We start from the raw sequence: 18,344 nt of genomic DNA, 5'->3' as shown, positions 1-18,344 counted from the left end.
GCCTCGCGACGGTCGCGCAGAGTAACGAAGCCCCTTCCCGCGCTGCAAAGCCGAAATCCCTCCCGCGCCGGGACGGTCATCCCCGCCGCGACATCCCCCCACCGAACGGCCCGCAACCCGCATGCCGCCGGTCCGGTGAAAGCCTGTCAGCTCCGCCCCTGATGGGGAGCTCCGCCCACGCCCACCGCCCATAAAAGCGAACCGGCCGCAGGCGGCCGGCCGCGGATCCAACCACCTTTCGGCAGCGTGCCGCTGCGTTCCATCCCTGTTTGACCCGGAACCGTTCTGCTGCCATTAATGTGGCTGATATGAGTGCACCCAACACACGGACAACTCGAATCGACCTCGCATCGCCGGCGCGTGAGGCCATGGTGACTCTCCTCAACCGGCAGCTGGCCGATACGCTCGACCTGTATGCCCAGACCAAACAGGCACATTGGAACGTCGTGGGGGCCCATTTCCACCAGTTGCATGAACTGTTCGACGAGCTGGCAGAAACGTTGCTGGGTCAGGTGGATCTGCTGGCGGAGCGGGCCACGGCATTGGGCGGCGCCGCCCAGGGCACCGTTCGCATGGCCGCGGCGACGTCCCGTCTGCCCGAGTTTCCAGCCGGGTTCCAGGACGGCCTGACGTGCGTGCAGCTCCTGACAGAACGATATGCCGCGCTGGCCGCTTCCACTCGTGCCGCCATCGAGGCAGCCACCCAGGCCGGTGACGCCGGCACTGCGGACCTCTTCACGGAGGTCGGTCGCGCCCTCGACAAGGCTCTCTGGTTCCTGGAGGCGCACCTGCCGAAATAGCCGGCGCGCGCGGCCCGGGCGGCGGGCGCCGCCCGAACGGTTGAAAACCGGGGACTGGTCGGGACCTGCGTCACGGGCCGGGGAACGGCGGCCACCGGCACGATCGGCGTCCCCCTCCCCCGAGCCGCGCGCCCACCGTGCGAGCCGCAGGGGCGTCCCATCCGGCACCGGCCGGTGAGCCGGTTTCAGATGTGCCGCGAGTCGGTTTCGTCCTTGGTGGTGTAGCCGGTCTCCTGGCGCCGGAAGTTCACCTCGTTTTTCTTGCGATAGGCCTGGTAGACGTCTTCGGCGCTCATGCCCAGCACCTGCGCCAGGCTGATCAGGAAGTGGAAGAGGTCCACAACCTCCACCCGGGCGTTTTGTTCGTCGAATTTCTGGTACCGGGCCCACCACTTCCACGGTACACTGTCGGTCAGTTCGGCGATCTCCTGGGACATGGCCCGGCAGTAGTTGAGAATCCAGTGCACCCGGTCGGCCTCGGTCATGCCCTCGGTACGGACTCCGATCCGCTCGTTGAGCGCGCGTTGCATCCGCCACAATTCCTCGAGACGATCCGGTTGGTTCATCGGGCGCCGCACCATACGCCTCCGGGCGGGCGGTGAACAGTCCAAACTCGGTTCGTGGTTCCGGCCACCGCGGCCGGTCAACCGCCCCGGTGCAAGTTCTTCCTCCCGGCCTGAAAAGCCCTTGCGCAGCGGCGGTGCCTCACCTATGATTGCGCCTCTGTTTGAACGAAAGGACAGTCTGTATGCGACGTCCCCGAGCTGTAAAAACACGCAAGGCCGTGGCCAAACGGTTCAAGATCACCGCCACGGGCAAGGTCCTGCGCTCGCGCGCCGGACGCCGGCACCTGTTGCAGGGCAAGAGCCCCAAACGCCGCCGTTCGCTGCGCAAGCAGGTGCTCGTGCCGGAGGCCGACGCCGAACGCGTCCTGGCCAACCTGCCTTTCAGCCACCGCGGCTGATGCCCGTGCACCCGGCCCTCTGATCCGTACGGACCTATGCGAGTCACCAACGCACCAGCTTCCCGGAAACGCCGGAAACGAATGATCCAAGCGGCCAAGGGCTATCGCCTGCGCCGCTCCAAACTCTACCGGTACGCCTCCGATGCCGTGGATCACGGGCGGCAGTACGCCTACCGGGACCGCCGGACCCGCAAGCGCGAGTTCCGCCGGCTCTGGCAGATCCGCATCAACGCCGCCGTCCGCGCCGCCGGCCTGACCTACAACCGGTTCATGGAAGGGCTCAAAGCAGCCCAATGCACGCTGGATCGGAAGGTCCTGGCCGACCTGGCCGCCCAGGACGCGCCTGCGTTTGCTCAACTGATCGAGCTGGCCAAAAAGGCCCTGCAGGAAAAGCAGGCCAAACTGACCGCCGCGGCCTGAACCGGATCGGACCGGTCGTTTCATTTTGCCTCACCCCCGCCCGGCGGGGGTTTTGGCTTTTCAGAAGGGGCCATCCGACCCAACATGCCGGTCCGTGAAACCCACGCGACGGTTGGTTCGACGACCCGAACCCGGCAGGCCCCGCAGGTCCGCCCCTCTGACGAGCCTGAAACGATGATCCACCCGACCGCCGTCGTTGATCCCGCCGCCCGACTGGATCCCACCGTGCAGGTGGGGCCCTGCGCGGTCATCGGGCCGGAGGTGGAGCTGGGCCCGGGTTGCGTGGTGGGGCCGCATGTCGTCCTGTATGGCCGGCTGCGGGCCGGTGCACACAATCGTTTCCATGCCGGATGCGTCATCGGCGACGCACCACAGGACCTCAAGTACCGCGGAGCACCCACCGGTGTGCGCATCGGGGATCACAATGTCTTCCGCGAACACGTGACCGTCCACCGCAGCAACAACCCGGAGGAGGACACCGTCATCGGCTCGCACAACTTTTTCATGGCCCACAGTCACGTGGCCCACAACTGCGTCATCGGCAACCACGTCATCGTGGCCAACGGGGTGTTGCTGGGCGGACACGCCGTGGTGGAAGACCGCGCCTTCCTGTCGGGGAATTGTCTGGTCCATCAGTTCGTGCGTGTGGGCACACTGGCCATGATGCAGGGGGGCGCCGCCATCAGTCAGGACCTGCCTCCCTACACGATGGCCTGGGGCGACAACTCCCTGTGCGGACTGAACCTGGTGGGCCTGCGTCGCGCAGGGTTCTCCGCCGCCGAGCGGCTGGAATTGAAGCAGCTTTATCGCTTGCTGTTCCTTTCGGGACGCCCCCTCCGGGACGTCCTGGCCGACGCACGGAACCGGTTCACATCCGCACCGGCGCAGACCGTCATTCGCTTCATCGAACAAAGCCGGCGCGGAATCTGCCGGCACGGCACGCGCGCGCGCGCCGCTGCCCTGCCCGAGGAGCCGTCGGAGACAACCTCTCCCGAGGAATCCGGTCCCGGGAACCCGTAGCCGAACCGGCCCGCCCTTGCGTTCCGGAAGGAGGCCCGCCCCTCCTGCCCGCGACCCTCCGTGGTTCGAACCGTTTGGCCGGAGGGCGGCCGGCAGCCGGCCGCGCCCCCGCAAGGCCATCGCGCAGCACGGACCGGGCTCAATCCTTTCTGGGTTTCCCCGGCGAGACCGGGCGCAGCCGCACCAGCAGGTCCTTGGCCTCCACGACGTCCCCCGGTGCGACCAGAATCTCGGCCACCTCGGCGTCCTGCGGTGCCTGGACGCTGGTCTGCATTTTCATCGCCTCCAAGGCCACCAGCTTGTCGCCTTTCCGGACGGTCATGCCCACGCTGATCGGCAGGGTGGTGATCACGCCCGGGATGGGCGCGCCCACCTGCCAGGGATCCTGCGGATCCGCCTTGGGACGCGATTTCACCTTCGGTTGGACGGATTTGTCCTCGATCACCACCTGGCGGGGCATGCCATTGAGCTCGAAAGCCACCACCCGTTTGCCCTCCTCGTCCACCGGGCCCACGCTGATCAGGCGGATGAACAACGTCTTGCCGGGTTCCAGATCCACCGTGATTTCCTCGCCCGGTTTCATGCCGTAGAAGAACGCCGGCGTGGGCAGGACCGACAAGTCGTCGTAGGCCGCCTGGATTCTGGCGAACTTGAGGAAGACATCCGGATACATCAGGTAGGAGTACACGTCGTCGAGGGACACCTCGCGTCGCAACCGGCTGCTCAACTCGCGCTGCACCGCCTCCAGGTCAATGGGTTTCAACCTTGCGCCGGGCCGGCCGCGGTACGGCTTGCGATCGCCCAGCACGATCTTCTGCAGCTTGCGCGGCCAACCGCCGGGCGGCTGCCCGAGCCCGCCCATCAGCATGTCCACCACGGACTCGGGGAACGACACGCTGCCCGGCTTGAGCTTCAGCACGTCGGCGGGTTTCATCCCGCGGCTGACCAGGAAGATGGTCATGTCGCCGACGACCTTGCTGCTCGGGGTCACCTTCACGATGTCACCGAACAACTGGTTGACCTCTGCATAGGTCCGCTCGATCTCGGGCCAGCGATCGAGCAACCCCATGGCGGCGGCCTGTTCCTTCAGGTTGGTGTACTGGCCGCCGGGCATCTCGTGCACGTACACCAGGGCGCTGCCCGCGCGCGGGGACGTGTCGAAGGGGGCGTAAAACTCCCGCACGGCCTCCCAGTAGTCCGCCAGTTCATTGAGCGCGTCCAGGTCCAGCTCCGTATCCCGCGGCTGCCGTTGCAGCGCCGCCACGATCGAGTTCAAACACGGCTGGCTGGTGGAGCCGGACAACGGGGCGATGGCCAGATCCACAATGTCGGCCCCCGCCTCCACCGCCGCCAGCACGCTGGCCGAGGCCACGCCGCTGGTGTCGTGCGTGTGAAAATGCACCGGCAGGCCGATCTCCTCCTTCAGCGCCTTCACCAGGGCACGCGCCGCGTAGGGCTTGCACAGGCCGGCCATGTCCTTGATCCCCAGGATGTGCGTGCCCATCCGCTTCAGCTCGCGCGCCAGTTTGAGGTAGTAGTCGAGCGAGTACTTCGTCCGACGCGGGTCCAGGATGTCGCCGGTGTAGCAGATGGCCGCCTCGCAGAGCGCGTGCGTCTCCTGCACCGCCTCCATCGCCACCTTCAAATTCGGCAGGTAATTGAGCGAATCGAAGATGCGGAAGAGGTCGATGCCATTGGCGGCTGCATGCTTCACGAAGCCCGCCACCACGTTGTCCGGGTAGTTCGAATAACCCACGGCGTTGGCCCCGCGGAACAACATCTGGAAACAGATGTTGGGGATCTGCTCCCGCAGCCGGCGCAGTCGCACCCAGGGATCCTCGTGCAGAAACCGCATGGAGGTGTCGAACTTCGCGCCACCCCACATTTCCAGACTGAAGAGATTGGGCACCCGCCGGGCCAATACACCGGCCACGCGTTCCATGTCGTAGGTCCGCAACCGCGTGGCCAGGAGCGACTGATGCGCATCGCGGAAGGTCGTGTCGGTAACCAGCACCCGTTTCTGCTGCAGGATCCATTCGGCAAACCGCCGCGGGCCGAGCTCCAACAAGAGCTGTCGCGTCCCCGGCGGCGGCGGTTGACGCAGATCGCACGCCGGCACCCGCGGTTTGGGCAGCGACTTCGGTTGCCAGCCCTTGGCCTGCGGATTCCCGTTGACGATCACCTCCCCCAGAAAGGTCAGCAACTTGGTGGCCCGGTCCCGGCGCGGCGTGAAACGGAACAACTCCGGCGTTTCGTCAATCATCGTGGTCGTGGCCGCCCCGCGCCGGAACACCTCGTGCCGGATGACGTTCTCCAAAAACGGGATGTTGGTCTTGACGCCCCGGATCCGAAACTCGCGCAGCGCACGGTCCATGCGCTGGCAGGCAATTTCGAACGTCCGACCGTAGGCGGTGACCTTGACCAGGAGCGAATCGTAGAACGGCGTGATCACCGCACCGGCAAAGCCCATCCCGCCGTCCAGCCGCAGACCGAACCCGCCGGCGGACCGGTAGGTCAGGATCCGGCCGTAATCCGGGGCAAAATGATTTTCCGGGTCCTCGGTGGTGATGCGGCACTGGATGGCGTAACCGTTGCGGGGGATCTCCTCCTGCGGCGGGATCCCCAGCTCCGGATCGAACAACGAATGACCGAGCGCCACCAGGATCTGGGAGCGGACCAGGTCGATGTTGGTGATCACCTCCGTGACGGTGTGTTCCACCTGGATCCGGGGATTCATCTCGATGAAAAACCACTCGCCCCGGTCCATGTCCACCAGGAACTCGATCGTGCCCGCGTTGTCGTACCGGATCTCCCGGGCGATCCGCAGCGCAGCCTCGCAGATGGCCCGACGCAGCCCTTCATCCAACCCGACCGCCGGCGCCACCTCGATCACCTTCTGATGCCGCCGCTGCACCGAACAATCGCGTTCGTGCAGATGGATCACGTTGCCGTGTTGGTCGCCCAGGATCTGCACCTCGATGTGTTTGGCCCGCGGGATGTAGCGCTCCAGGAAGACGGCCGGATTGCCAAAGGCCTTGTGCGCCTCGGCCTGCGCCTCGCCCAGTAGCGATTCCAGTTGAGAGGCGTCCCGCACCATCCGCATGCCGCGGCCCCCTCCCCCGAAAGCCGCCTTGATCATCAGCGGATAACCGATCCGCCGCGCCCACCGCAGGGCCTCACGACGGTCGCTCACCGGCTCGGGCGTGCCCGGCAGGGTGGGCACCCCCACCCGCTCGGCCACCGCCCGCGCCGCGGTCTTGTCCCCCATCAACTGCAGCAGCTCGGTCCGCGGCCCGACGAAAACCAGGCCCGCCTCCCGACACGCCCGCGCAAAATCAGGGTTCTCCGACAAAAAGCCGTAGCCCGGATGTACCAGGTACACACCCTTCTCCCTCGCCAGGCCCACGATCCCTTCGATGTCCAGGTAGGCACCCACCGGCCCCTTGCCCTCGCCCACCATGTAGGCCTCGTCCGCCTTGAACCGGTGGATGCAAAACCGGTCCTCCTGGGCGTAGATCGCCACCGTCCGAAAGCCCAGCTCCGTCGCCGCCCGGAAAATCCGGATGGCAATCTCGCTCCGGTTCGCCGCCAGCAGTTTCTTCGGCTCCGTTTCAATCGGGCTTACAAGGTTCATGAGACAGCCGCCATTGTGCGAACCCCGCCGAAGGGAGACAACAAGGAACGGACCTTTCGAACCTCAAATCGGCCCAAGATCCCCGGGGGAAACCGCGCCGGCCCATCCGCACCCGGCCATCACCCCACCCACACCAACAGCAGCAGCCCGATGGCCGTGCTCAAGATCGTCACCGGGATTCCCACCCGCGCGTAATCCCAAAAGCCGATCTCGCAATGACCGCGGGCCGATTCCACCACGATGATGTTCGCCACCGACCCCAGAATCGTCAGGTTCCCCGCAAACGTCGTGGCCAGCGCCATCACCTTCCACATCAGCGCCGGATCCGCAAAGTTCGCCATCCACTGACCAGCCACCAGCACGAACGGGACATTCGAGAACAAATTCGACCCCACCAACGAAAACCAGGTCAGATGGACCGCCTGCGACACCGCCGTCTCGCCGAACAGGGGTCGGACCTGCACATACCACCGGTCCGGCAGACCGGTGCGGTTGAAACCCTCCACCACCACGAACAACGCCGCGAAAAAGACCAGCAAATGCCAGTCCACCTGTCGCAGCACCTCATGCGTATCCCGCCGCGCCAACACCATCAGCGCCGCGGCACCCGTCAGGGCCGTCCACGCCAGGTTCCAACCGGCCAGAAAACCCGCGAACACACCCGCCAGCACCACCAGGCTCAGGGCCACCAATCGCCGGTCCATCGGAGGCGGCGGCCCCTGCGGACGTCGGATCCGGGCCGACCGCAGGATCCGGCGGAACCCGAACCAGAGAATGAGAAACGCGATCCCCAAACCGGCCAGCGCGGGCAACAGCAGCGATCGGGTGAAACCCGCGAAGGAAAGTCCCGACAGCGAGCCGATGATCATGTTTTGCGGATTCCCCACCAGGGTGGCCACGCTGCCGAGGTTCGCACTCATGGCCAGCGCCAGCAGATAGGGCGCCAGCGGCAGACCGCCACGGACCATCACCGCCACCACCAACGGCGTCAGCATGAGACAGACGGTGTCATTCACCAACAACGCCGATGCCACACCGGAAACCGCCATCAAACCGGCCAGCAGCCGGACCGGCGTCCGGGCCCACCGCAGGATCCGATCCGCGCACCACTCGAAGAACCCGGCCAGGTGCAGATAAGCGGCAATGAGCATCATCCCCAGCAACAGCACCAGCGTGTCATGGTCCACCGCCCGGTAGGCTTCCTCCGGCGTCAACACCCCGGCCGCCACCATCAGCGCCGTGCCCAAAACGGCCGCCGCCGGCCGGTTCAACGGCAGCATCTTCAGCCGCCTGCCGCTGATCAGCAGATACGTCAGCGCGAAGATGACGACCGCCAGCGTTTCCGTGCATTTGTCCATGCCTCCCCCTGAAACCACCACGCCCGCCCGCATCCCGTACACGCGGCCGGTTGCGCGCAGGGCAGAACCCGGGTTGACCGCGCTACGTGCCTTTTCGCTCCAGACGACCGTCGAGAGTCAGGCTGCCCCCGCGCCGAAGCTGGATGGGGCGTTCGCGCCCCTCGTACAGGAGCACACATTCGCGGCCCGGCCGACTGCGAACCGTCACCTCGGTCAACCTGCCGCCCTGCCAGGCCAGGTCCACCTCGAACCCGCCCCGCGCGCGCAAACCGCGCACCCTGCCATCCGGCCATGCGGAAGGCAGGGCCGGCAGCAAATGAAGGATGAACCGACCCTGCTCATCCCGCATATGACTCTGCAAAAGCATCTCGGCAATCCCGGCCGTGGCGCCGAAGTTTCCGTCAATCTGGAACGGCGGATGCGCATCGAACAGGTTCGGGTACAACCCGCCGTCGGCCCGGCTGCCCACCGGAGCCAAGAGGTTCCGCAGGATCTTGTAGGCGTGATCGCCGTCCAGGAACCGCGCCCAGAGATTGATCTTCCATCCCATGCTCCAGCCGGTCGCCTCGTCTCCGCGGAACACGAGCGACTGCCGGGCAGCTTGGAACAGGTTGGTCGTGCGCCAGTTGATCTCACAGCCGGGATACACGGCCCACAGATGCGACACGTGCCGGTGTTTGTTGTTCGGATCGTCCTTGTCTTCCAGCCACTCCTGCAACTGGCCCAGGCGTCCGACCCGGTTGGGTGCGATCCGCGCGCGCAACCGGTCCAGTTCCGCCGCAAAAGCCTCGTCCGTCCCCAGGATTCGCGCCGCCTCGCTCACCGCGGCAAAGAGGGAGCGGATGATCTGGTGATCCATCGTCGGGCCCATGACCAGGCCGCCATGCTCGGGCGAGTTGGACGGTCCGCTGATCAGGTAACCCGTGCGCGGATCCTCCACCAGGTAATCCACGAAAAACAGGGCCGCCTCCTTCATCACGGGATAGGCCCGCCGCGCCAGGAAATCCCGGTCCTGACCGAACAAATAATGTTCCCACAGATGCAGGCTCAGCCAGGCCCCGCCCGTCACCCAGATTCCGTGATCGCTGTGGTTGATCGGGGCCGTGCCCCGCCAGAGATCAAAGTTGTGATGCAACACCCAGCCGCGGGCATTGTAATGATTCCGGGCCGTTCGCCGGCCGGAGACCACCAGCTCGTCCAATGCATCGAACAACGGCTCGTGACACTCCGGCAGGTTTGTCACCTCGGCCGGCCAGTAGTTCATCTCCACGTTGATGTTGCAGGTGTACTTGCTGTCCCAGGGCGGACGCAGACTCTCGTTCCAGATACCCTGCAAATTGGCCGGCTGCGTCCCCGGACGGCTGCTGGCCATCAACAGATAACGACCGTACTGAAACACCAGCGCCGCCAGCCCCGGATCGTCATGGTCGCGCGCGCGCCGCAGGCGCTCGTCAGTGGCCAGCTCGTCTCCCGGGCCGTGTCCCAGGTCAAGGCTCACCCGTCGGAACCGTTCCTGATGATCCCGCAGATGAGCCCGCCAGAGGTCCTCAAAACCCTTGCGCCGCACCTCCTCCAACACGCGGGTGCACCGCTCGCCCGGGTCGGCCCAGACCTCCTGGAAATTCACGTAACAGGTCGCAGCCGCCAGCAACAGCGTGACCCTGTCCGCGTTTTCCACCACCAGCGCGTCGCCCTCGCCCCGGACCGTTCCGCCCCGCGCACGAGCCTCCAGCACCGCCTCGAACCGCATGGGGTTGCGGATCTCGATTTTGTTCGCCTGATCAAAGTTGCGCACCCGACCCTGCAGAATCAGGCGGTTCACCCCCTGCACGCGCGCCTGCGAGTTGGTGTGCGGACAACGAAACCAGACTCGAAAAGAGAGGCCGCCCGGCCGATCCGCCTGCAGATGCACCACCAACACCTGATGCGGCGCACTCGAAAAGACCGTGCGCTCGTACCCCGTTCCACCAGCCCGATATCGCACCCGGACGGCGCCCTCGTCCAGGTTCAGTTCCCGGCGGTAACCCTCCACCGTTTCCCGATGATCGAAGCGGATCATCAAATCTGCAAACGGTTGATAAGGCATCTGCCGCAGGGGCACGCTCATGAACTCGCGCATCGCGAGTCCCTCCGCCTCCCGTTGCCGGCCCTCGAACAACAACCGCCGCAACGTCTCCAGATGACGCCACGCCCCGGGCCGCGAATAATCCCGGGGTTCACCCAGCCAGAGTGTGTCCTCGTTGAACTGGATCCGTTCCTCGGGCGCACCTCCGAACACCATGGCCCCCAACCGGCCGTTGCCCACGGGCAGCGCCTCGGTCCATTCCCGCGCAGGCTGCCGGTACCACAACACCCAGCGCGAATCGTCGGTGCCCTCCTGCAGCCCCGCCCACACCCACGCCGACCGGCACCAAGCCGCCCACACCAAAAGGCAGAGGATCCGTTTCATGCCAGGCATGATGCGGAGCATCCTCACACAAGGCCAGTCGGAACGGCCGGGCGCACGGACGCCCCACAAGGGCCGCCTTCCCGCCCACCCCGGCGCTATCGCGCGCCCCAACCCCTACTGATGATTCCCCACTTCGCCCTCCCACACCCAACCGTTTGCCGAGCGCAGTCGCAACCGACGACCGTCCCAACGGCAGTCCACCGCGCCGGCCTCGCTCGTGCACCAGAAATTCACGCCTCTGCCGCCCAACACCTCGCGCACACCCTCCAGCCAGCGGAGAGGCCGCCCCGGCGATCCATCCGCCACCAGGACCCAGCGGGGGCGCACCCGCTCGAGCAACTCCGACAGGATCCAACTCTCCAACCCCGATCCACCCAATAGCAGAATGTCTGCCTCCAGTTCATCCTCCCTCTTCAGCAACCCTCGAGCACCCTCCTCACTCAAACCGCCCCACCATAACACCCGCAACCCGGCCAGTGTCCCTCTCCACACCACCGAGGCATCGGCCGCGCGGCGCCAGTGGTCCTCCCCCGCCGGATGCAGCACCTCGCCAAGCGACCAGGAGTCGCCCCGGGCCACGTAAACCAACCGTACCCCTGCGCGTTCGCACGCCGCCAGGCTTTCTCTCACCGCGCGGGAACGGATCGTTCCATCGCCCACCCACAACTGCTCCGGCCGAAATGTGGACACCAGATTCGTCAACCCGCCGCCGGATGCGGCGAGCGCCGTGCCCAACAGAATGCCGGACAGCCGGTCCACCCCGTCCGCCTGCAAGAACGGCTTCACCACGAACTCCACGTCCTCCGCCGTGCCGCAGTTGACCAGGACGCAACGCCGCGAGGCCGGACCCGTGACATACGCCACGGGGGCCTCCGCAGCCGGCAACAGCACCAACCGCGCCTGCCGGGCGGCTTCCCACCGGACCCAGGCACCCACACCCACACCCAGAATCGCCACCGCCCACCACGGTCCGCGCCAACCCGGTCGCAAGAGCGCCCCGGCTGCCGCGCCTGCCAGCCAGATGTAGTACCCCAGGATCTCGGGAACCGCGGGACCACTCACGTGAAAACTTCCCCCGGGCAGGGTCGCCGCCCACGTACTCACCCCCATCATCAAACGCATCCACAACCACGCACTGTGGTTGAACAACTCGCACAGAAGCCCGGAAATCGGACCACACACCCAGCTCCCCACACAGCTCGCCAGCGCCAGCGCAGCGCACGGCACCACCACCAGGTTCGCCACCAGCGTCACCGGGGTGACCAGGTGAAAATGATACGCAATCAGCGGGAGCGAACCGAGCCAGGCCAGGGCCGAGACCGCAGCCGCCAACAGCACCCGGCGCAGACCCTCACGTGTCCACGCCCGCCATCCTCCCGCCAGTTCAGGCGGCAACAACGGATCGGCCCGCAGCCGGTTGCGCAGCCAGGTCTCCACCTTCGGCATCCCCGCCGCCAGCGCGGCCACCACGGCAAAGGAGAGTTGGAAACCGACATGAAACAACTGTTGCGGTTCCCCCAACAGGATCAGCACCGCCGCCCACCCGATCGCATTGAGCACGTCCACCGGCCGGCTGAGCAGCCAGGCACACGCCACCATGCTGGTCATCAGCGAGGCCCGCACCGCCGAGGGCTGCCACCCCGTCGCCGCCGTGTAAAACCAGATCAGCAAAATCAGCACACACGCACACGCGGCGCGTGACAGGCGCATCACCCGCAGCAACGTCACCACCACACCACCCAGCAGCGCGATGTGAAGCCCGCTGATGGCAAACACGTGCATCGTGCCCGAGCGCATGAACACCTCGGCGACCTCGTCGGTCAACGCCGTGCGCCAGCCCAGCGTCATCGCCCGAAGCAGATCCAACGCCGCATCCGGTGGTTGCCCCCGCTGCAGTTGTCGCGTCGCCCAATCCACGAACCGGTCCGTCCACGGCAGCGGCGTTTCGGGGCCGATCGGTTTCCAATCCGCCGCCGTGGCGGCCCGGAGTTGGTAATGGATCCCGCGCCGTGCCAGCCAGGCCCGGTAATCGAACGAGCCCGGGGCCCGGGCTCCGGCGGGCCGTTCCAACACACCCCTCACCTCCACGAACTGTCCCCCGTGAAACGCCGGCGGCAACTCCCCGGGTGTCAACACCCAGATCCGGCCCCGCGCCGGCTCCCATTGATCACCCCGGGCAAGCGCCGTCACCTCCAGGGAGGCCACGGTCTTCCACACAGCTTCACCGTCGTGGATCCGCATGCGCAAACGGGGAGTCTCCACCAACCGCCCCTGCACAGTCACCAACGCCGGCAGCCGCTCCGCCACCACATGCCGCAAATCCGCCGGACAAACCGGCGTCGTGTCCCGCACCAGGTTCAATGCGCCCACCCCGATGCATAACACGGGAATCAGCCAGGGCCGTGCCCGCGCCCAGAGGACGGAAAGACCCCACACCAGCAACACGGCCACCCAGAGGAGCTCCAGCGGGGGACGCAGCCTGTCTCCCATCCAGATCCCGCCCGCCACACAGAGCGCCAGCCAGACACCCGGACGCTTCATGCAACCCGGCCCGTCAGTCCGGCCGCAAACCCGGCCGCATCATTCGCGTGCGGCGGCTCCCCACGATGCCGGCGACGCGCCGCGCGCCACGGCGCGACCCGATCGCGGCCGGTACCACGCCTGCAGCCAGACCCGGCAAAAAACCAGCCCCAGAATACCGCCCGTCGTGTCCAACAACACGTCCCACGGACTCCCCTGCCGATCCGGCACAAACGTTTGATGATACTCGTCCGCGACCGCATACGAGAACACCACGAGCAGCGTCAAAACCGCCGGACGCCACTGCCAGGGACGCAGCTCGGGCCGGCGCGGACGCCACAAGGCCCGCCACAACAGCACGCCCAACACCGCGTATTCCGTCACATGCGCCAGTTTCCGCACCACCAGGACCACCGTGTCCACCCAGGCTTCGGGCCAATGCGGGAACAACCAGCGCACCAGCGGGGCAATGATCCGCGAGGACCGCGAAAACGACTCCGGATCGGCCGAGGCCGTGAAAATCAGCGCCATCCACACCCCCACCGGCAACCAGTACCCCAACCAAGTGACGACCCGTCGCACACACCCAGAAAACCAGTCAGCCCGCCCACCGGCAAGTGCACCCTCACCAAACCCACACCCCAGCTCACCCGGACACGCGCGCCACCCTTCGATCCACAGACCACCTCCGCCATCGGAAACTTCACATCGGTGCCGTTTTTCCCCTGCTTCTTCCACCGGCCGCCAGACCCCGGTCCGCAGATCCGGCCAGGTGGCAACGCCAGGGGAGACCGGTCCGATCGGTGGGCGCCGCTGATCTCCTCCCATCACCGCTTCCCCCTTCAAGGCGCAGCCGCCCCGAAGCACTTGCGGCAGCCGCGCCGGACCCCGGGCCGGGCGGGTCGGGAGCGGAAAACTTTGCCTGCAGATTTTGCCTCAAGTCCGGGCATGTTTTGCCGATAAATGGTCTGGCGGTACGGAGGCCAGGCATGGGGGAAGGGCCCTGGGCCCGAACAGATCCGGTCCCGACAACGGGCCGGATCGTTGCCCCTTGCTGCCCAAGATTGACCGGCAGGGACGCGGGCATGAACGCCAAGGACAACCACACGAAACGAAGCCGACATCGTCCAATGGCTTGTCGGTGGAACGGCCGCGGGATCTGCTGGGCCGCATGGACGGCGCTGGCGATCTACTTGGCCACGTTACCCTTGCAGGGGACAGGCTACCTATCCACCGTGGGCCCGCCGCCCCTGCGATTTCTAACGATACCTGAAAGACACGATGAGGATTACGAAGGCATAAATATCGTTATTGACCTTCCGGATCGCCAGAGCACGAACCTCACCGCGGAGGCCACTGCCCCTGCCCCTGACGAGGCAAACCTAACCAGCCCCGTCGTCTCCGCCCCGGCAGCCAGCGGCTCGACCAACGGCCCTGCCGTCGCCGCAGCCTCCACCAATGGCCCTGTCGTACCCGCTGGCGTAGCGTCCGCGCCGTCCGCGCCACCGTACGAGTTCGTCTTCGCTGATCCCCTCCTGGCCATCGGCAACACCAATCCCGCTCCCGCCGGCACGAACACCGCAGGACCGGCAAGCGATTTGCTTCTCGTGACACCGCAAATGCTGGTGGAGTTCTTCAAACCGGTACCGGGTGTCACCAACACGGCGCCCCTGCGCGTGGTGGTACCGATGGAGGTGGAGTTTCAACCGCCGTTGGCGCGACCGCCAGCGCCCAGCCAGGCAATCTACCGTTCCCCGTGAAAGAGCGCATGCCACCGGCCCACACTCGGTTGCAGGGCACAGTCAGTCCGTGGCCGAGGCTCGACCCCGCCCGATGGCTGGCCGTTGCGTGTGGGTTTGTGCTCGCGGTCGGCGCCCCTCCGGCAGCCGGGGCTCCCGACGGGCACGCCGCCGCCGGCCACGTGACCGGCAACACCGCCCCCCCCGATCTCGCCGCTTCTTCGACATCGTCCGGTCAGTCAACCAATCTCTCTGCCGGATCGGTCCACACCGTTGCCCCGGCAGGCCAACAGGCCGGTCCGCTGGCGGTTGCGACGGACACGGATACCAATGGTCCGGCCCCGCCGCTCATCTGGCCGCCCAAGAAACCGGAGGTGGCCGTGGCCGCGGAAGCATCCAGCCGGCTCAAACAGCTGGAGGGACAGCTCGAGCTGGCGCGGCACCTGCGATTGACCCGACAAACGACCCAGGCCACACCGCTGTTGGTGGAATTGCTCGCCGAGGATGTCCCCGAAGAAATCCAACGCTCCGCCCTGTTGGAGCTTGCCCTGGTGGCGCAGGACGAAAACGATCTGCCGCGCGCCCAGCAGGTCTACGCGCAATTCGTGCAAAAGTGGCCCGGCGACCCCCGGGTACCCGAGGTGCTGCTTCGGCAGGGGCTCCTGTTTCGTCGCATGGGCCTCAACAACCTCGCGCTCGCCAAGTTTTACAGTGTGATGACGGCGGCGCTGGTGTTGAAGACCGATCATTTCGAGTATTACCAGCGCCTGGTGCTGCAGGCTCAGATCGATATCGCCGAGACCCATTACCTGAGCGGCCGGTTTTCCGAAGCGGCCGAGTTTTACACCCGGCTCCTGCGGCAGAACAATCCGTTTCTCAACCGCCCGTTGGTGCAGTACCGCCTGATCCGGTCGCTCGCAGCGGTGGGCCGGCACGACGAGGCGGCCAGCCAGGCCTACGATTTCCTCGAGCGCTATCCCGATGCGCCGGAGCAGCCGGAGGTGCGGTTTCTCCTGGCCGGATCACTCAAACAACTGGGTCGGAACAGCGAAGCGCTCCAGCAGGTGCTCAAACTGCTGACCGAACAACGGGCACGCACGGCCGACCGGCCCGACGTGTGGGCCTACTGGCAACGGCGCACCGGCAACGAGATCGCCAACCAACTCTACCGCGAAGGCGATTACACCAAGGCCCTGGACATTTACCTCACCCTCGCTCAACTGGATCCCTCACCGGCGTGGCAGCTGCCGGTCCTCTACCAGGTGGGCATGACCTACGAACGGCTGCAACAGCCGCAACTGGCGGCGGAAACCTACCAGCGGATCCTCGATCGTTCCGGCGAGCTCGGGACCCATGCCACCCCGGGGCTCCAGGCCCTGGTTCAGATGGCGAAATGGCGTCTGGATTTCGTGCAGTGGCAGAGCAGGGCGGAGCTGGCGTTGCGCCGGCTGGCACCGCCGGTGCAGGCGAGTGTGACCCCTCTGGAATCCGCCTTGCCGGCCACGCCTTGAACAACCCCAACTCGAAACGGTCCCATGACGGCACCCCCACCCGACGAACTCCGAACCACGCTCCTGGAATACCGGGCCCTCTGCGAAGAGGTCCTGCAGCTCTACCGGGAGGAGCAACAGTGCCTGGGCAACGCGCGGGATTATCCGGCATTTCTCTTTTACAGGCGTAGAAAGGACTTGCTTCCGCGGTTGGAGAAGGCGTTGACTGACCTTCGGCGGTGGCGCGGGCACAGGCGGGACGGCGGTGCGCCGGGCCCCCATGTCTCCACCGAGCTGCGCGCCCTGACCGACGAAATCCAAACCATGCTGATGCGGATCCTCCAGTTGGATCGGGAGAACCGACAGGCCCTGCTGGGCCGGGGATTGCTGCCGTCCGAACACCTGCCGCGGCCGGCCGCCCAGCAGCCGCATTTCGTCGCCAACCTGTATCGCCGCCATTCCGTGGCCTGAAGCATGCCGATCGAGAAGATCATCGTTCTCGAAGACGACGCCATCCTGCGCAACAACCTGGCGCAGACCCTGCGGCGCCGCCGCTACGACGTGGCGCTGGCCTCCACCATCGCCGAGGCGCAAGAATACCTCCAAGCGGACAACTTCGACCTCATCATCCTCGACGTCCGGTTGCCGGACGGCGACGGCACCGACCTGCTGAAGGCGCTGCAACAACGGCCGCAACGGCCCCTGGTGGTCATCACCACCGGCTTCGGCAGCGTCGAATCGGCCGTCGAATGCATGAAGAACGGGGCGTTCGACTACCTCATCAAGCCATTCTCCACCGAACAGATCGAGGTGGTCCTGCGCAAGGCCGAGGAGTTCACCCAGCTCCTCAAGGTCAACCGGTTCCTCTCCCAGGAGACCGACGAAGGCGAGCAGGAGTTGCTCGGCAACAGCCCGGCCATGCAGGAGTTGCGGCAGTTGATCCGCAAGGTGGCCCGCACCCAGGCCACCGTCCTCATCCAGGGGGAAAGCGGCACCGGCAAGGAACTCGTCGCCCGCGCCATTTATCGCGAGAGCCCGCGGGCCAGCGGCCCTTTCATCAAGGTCAACTGTGCCGCCATCCCCGAGAACCTCATCGAAAGCGAGTTCTTCGGTCATGAAAAGGGGGCGTTCACCGGCGCCATTGCCAAGCGGGAGGGCCGGTTCGAACTCGCCCACGGGGGAACCATCCTGCTGGACGAGATCAGCGAGATCTCCACCAGCGTGCAGGCCAAGCTGTTGCGCGTGCTGCAGGAACGCGAGTTCGAACGCGTCGGCGGCACACGCACCATCAAGGTGGACGTCCGCGTCATCGCCACCACCAATCGCAACCTCGAACAGAGCGTCGAACGCAAGGAATTCCGGCAGGACCTCTTCTTCCGGCTCAACGTCGTACCCATCCACCTGCCCCCGCTCCGGGAGCGCCGCAGCGACATCGTCCCGCTGGCCGAGGAATTCATGCGCCGTTTCGGCCGCAAACACGGCGTCCACGTCAAGGGCTTTTCGGAAGCCGCCCTCTCCGCCCTCCAATCCCACTCCTGGCCCGGTAACGTGCGCGAACTGCAAAACGTGGTCGAACGCGCCGTCATCCTGTGCGGTGAAGACGGGCTGATCGAACCCGCCCACCTCGGCCTGGCCACCCCCATCCAACTCCACTCCCGTGCAGAGCCCCGGGATGAATCCGGTGCCGCGCCCGCCGCCCGGCCCGGCCCGGCCCCGGACGGTCACTTCCCCACGCTGGCCGAACTGGAAAAACAGCACATCCTCGCGGCCCTCGAGCATTGCAAGGGCAACCGCACCCACGCCGCCCGTCTCCTGGGCATCAGCATCCGCACCCTCCGCAACAAACTGCACGAAATCCACGGCACCCGGCCCCAGTCCGAAGACGCCGCCGAGACCGATTCGGAAGTCACCACGGCAGACTCCGGAAGCTGACACCTGCCCGCACCGTTT

Annotated in this window: 14 protein-coding genes; 8 read left to right on the top strand and 6 right to left on the bottom strand. The window is 66.2% G+C overall.

The window, feature by feature from the left end:
* Positions 1-308: 308 nt before the first annotated feature.
* Positions 309-800 carry a DNA starvation/stationary phase protection protein Dps gene (gene dps, locus ACPDIX_RS03415; RefSeq protein WP_423430375.1) on the top strand — a complete coding sequence of 164 codons (492 nt, stop codon included), beginning with the start codon at positions 309-311 and terminating at the stop codon, positions 798-800.
* 185 nt (positions 801-985) lie between these two features.
* Here dps and ACPDIX_RS03410 read toward each other — a convergent pair whose 3' ends face one another.
* On the bottom strand, positions 986-1,366 hold the full coding sequence (locus ACPDIX_RS03410) for a dUTPase (RefSeq protein WP_423430374.1): 381 nt from the start codon (positions 1,364-1,366) through the stop codon (positions 986-988).
* 182 nt (positions 1,367-1,548) lie between these two features.
* Here ACPDIX_RS03410 and rpmI point away from each other — a divergent pair, with 182 nt between their 5' ends.
* The 3 genes from rpmI (at position 1,549) to lpxA (ending at position 3,204) form a co-directional block, all read left to right on the top strand.
* Entirely contained in the window at positions 1,549-1,764 is a 216-nt protein-coding gene (gene rpmI, locus ACPDIX_RS03405) for a 50S ribosomal protein L35 (RefSeq protein WP_423430373.1), read from the top strand.
* 36 nt (positions 1,765-1,800) lie between these two features.
* Positions 1,801-2,184, top strand: a complete 384-nt coding sequence (gene rplT / locus ACPDIX_RS03400; RefSeq protein ID WP_423430372.1) for a 50S ribosomal protein L20 — start codon at positions 1,801-1,803, stop codon at positions 2,182-2,184.
* Positions 2,185-2,358: 174 nt separating this feature from the next.
* Positions 2,359-3,204 (top strand): acyl-ACP--UDP-N-acetylglucosamine O-acyltransferase, encoded by an 846-nt coding sequence (lpxA, locus tag ACPDIX_RS03395; RefSeq protein ID WP_423430371.1) that lies wholly within the window; start codon positions 2,359-2,361, stop codon positions 3,202-3,204.
* Positions 3,205-3,343: 139 nt separating this feature from the next.
* Here lpxA and ACPDIX_RS03390 read toward each other — a convergent pair whose 3' ends face one another.
* The 5 genes from ACPDIX_RS03390 to ACPDIX_RS03370 form a co-directional block, all read right to left on the bottom strand.
* Entirely contained in the window at positions 3,344-6,838 is a 3,495-nt protein-coding gene (locus ACPDIX_RS03390) for a pyruvate carboxylase (protein WP_423430370.1), read from the bottom strand.
* 119 nt (positions 6,839-6,957) lie between these two features.
* Positions 6,958-8,196: an SLC13 family permease gene (locus ACPDIX_RS03385; RefSeq protein ID WP_423430369.1), complete on the bottom strand. Its 1,239-nt coding sequence runs from the start codon at positions 8,194-8,196 to the stop codon at positions 6,958-6,960.
* A gap of 82 nt (positions 8,197-8,278) precedes the next feature.
* The gene (locus ACPDIX_RS03380) at positions 8,279-10,645 is read right to left on the bottom strand and encodes a glycoside hydrolase family 95 protein (RefSeq protein ID WP_423430368.1); all 2,367 of its coding nucleotides are present in this window, start codon (positions 10,643-10,645) and stop codon (positions 8,279-8,281) included.
* A 114-nt stretch (positions 10,646-10,759) separates the two neighbouring features.
* Positions 10,760-13,186: a ComEC/Rec2 family competence protein gene (locus ACPDIX_RS03375; protein ID WP_423430367.1), complete on the bottom strand. Its 2,427-nt coding sequence runs from the start codon at positions 13,184-13,186 to the stop codon at positions 10,760-10,762.
* A 39-nt stretch (positions 13,187-13,225) separates the two neighbouring features.
* Complete coding sequence (locus ACPDIX_RS03370) at positions 13,226-13,747, bottom strand: VanZ family protein (RefSeq protein ID WP_423430366.1); 522 nt, start codon at positions 13,745-13,747, stop codon at positions 13,226-13,228.
* Between the two features lie 548 nt (positions 13,748-14,295).
* On the opposite strand from ACPDIX_RS03370, the gene ACPDIX_RS03365 reads away from it, so the two are divergent.
* The 4 genes from ACPDIX_RS03365 to ACPDIX_RS03350 all read left to right on the top strand — a co-directional run bounded on the left by ACPDIX_RS03365 (position 14,296) and on the right by ACPDIX_RS03350 (position 18,326).
* Positions 14,296-14,925 (top strand): hypothetical protein, encoded by a 630-nt coding sequence (locus ACPDIX_RS03365; RefSeq protein ID WP_423430365.1) that lies wholly within the window; start codon positions 14,296-14,298, stop codon positions 14,923-14,925.
* A gap of 359 nt (positions 14,926-15,284) precedes the next feature.
* Complete coding sequence (locus ACPDIX_RS03360) at positions 15,285-16,415, top strand: tetratricopeptide repeat protein (protein WP_423430364.1); 1,131 nt, start codon at positions 15,285-15,287, stop codon at positions 16,413-16,415.
* 24 nt (positions 16,416-16,439) lie between these two features.
* The gene (locus ACPDIX_RS03355) at positions 16,440-16,865 is read left to right on the top strand and encodes a hypothetical protein (RefSeq protein WP_423430363.1); all 426 of its coding nucleotides are present in this window, start codon (positions 16,440-16,442) and stop codon (positions 16,863-16,865) included.
* 3 nt (positions 16,866-16,868) lie between these two features.
* On the top strand, positions 16,869-18,326 hold the full coding sequence (locus tag ACPDIX_RS03350) for a sigma-54-dependent transcriptional regulator (RefSeq protein ID WP_423430362.1): 1,458 nt from the start codon (positions 16,869-16,871) through the stop codon (positions 18,324-18,326).
* Positions 18,327-18,344: the final 18 nt, after the last annotated feature.

The sequence above is a fragment of the Limisphaera sp. 4302-co genome (assembly GCF_049537155.1).
Taxonomy (GTDB): Bacteria; Verrucomicrobiota; Verrucomicrobiia; order Limisphaerales; family Limisphaeraceae; genus Limisphaera.
Note: the sequence above shows the minus strand (reverse complement) of the source record. Positions and strands in the feature narration are given on the sequence as shown.

Excerpts from the sequence above, each read along its gene's own strand:
- ACPDIX_RS03380 (WP_423430368.1), bottom strand. The coding sequence starts at position 10,645 with ATGAAACGGATCCTCTGCCTTTTGGTGTGGGCGGCTTGGTGCCGGTCG.
- ACPDIX_RS03355 (WP_423430363.1), top strand. The coding sequence starts at position 16,440 with ATGACGGCACCCCCACCCGACGAACTCCGAACCACGCTCCTGGAATAC.
- lpxA (WP_423430371.1), top strand. The coding sequence starts at position 2,359 with ATGATCCACCCGACCGCCGTCGTTGATCCCGCCGCCCGACTGGATCCC.
- ACPDIX_RS03385 (WP_423430369.1), bottom strand. The coding sequence starts at position 8,196 with ATGGACAAATGCACGGAAACGCTGGCGGTCGTCATCTTCGCGCTGACG.
- ACPDIX_RS03350 (WP_423430362.1), top strand. The coding sequence starts at position 16,869 with ATGCCGATCGAGAAGATCATCGTTCTCGAAGACGACGCCATCCTGCGC.
- ACPDIX_RS03410 (WP_423430374.1), bottom strand. The coding sequence starts at position 1,366 with ATGAACCAACCGGATCGTCTCGAGGAATTGTGGCGGATGCAACGCGCG.
- ACPDIX_RS03365 (WP_423430365.1), top strand. The coding sequence starts at position 14,296 with ATGGCTTGTCGGTGGAACGGCCGCGGGATCTGCTGGGCCGCATGGACG.
- ACPDIX_RS03375 (WP_423430367.1), bottom strand. The coding sequence starts at position 13,186 with ATGAAGCGTCCGGGTGTCTGGCTGGCGCTCTGTGTGGCGGGCGGGATC.
- rplT (WP_423430372.1), top strand. The coding sequence starts at position 1,801 with ATGCGAGTCACCAACGCACCAGCTTCCCGGAAACGCCGGAAACGAATG.
- rpmI (WP_423430373.1), top strand. The coding sequence starts at position 1,549 with ATGCGACGTCCCCGAGCTGTAAAAACACGCAAGGCCGTGGCCAAACGG.
- ACPDIX_RS03390 (WP_423430370.1), bottom strand. The coding sequence starts at position 6,838 with ATGAACCTTGTAAGCCCGATTGAAACGGAGCCGAAGAAACTGCTGGCG.
- dps (WP_423430375.1), top strand. The coding sequence starts at position 309 with ATGAGTGCACCCAACACACGGACAACTCGAATCGACCTCGCATCGCCG.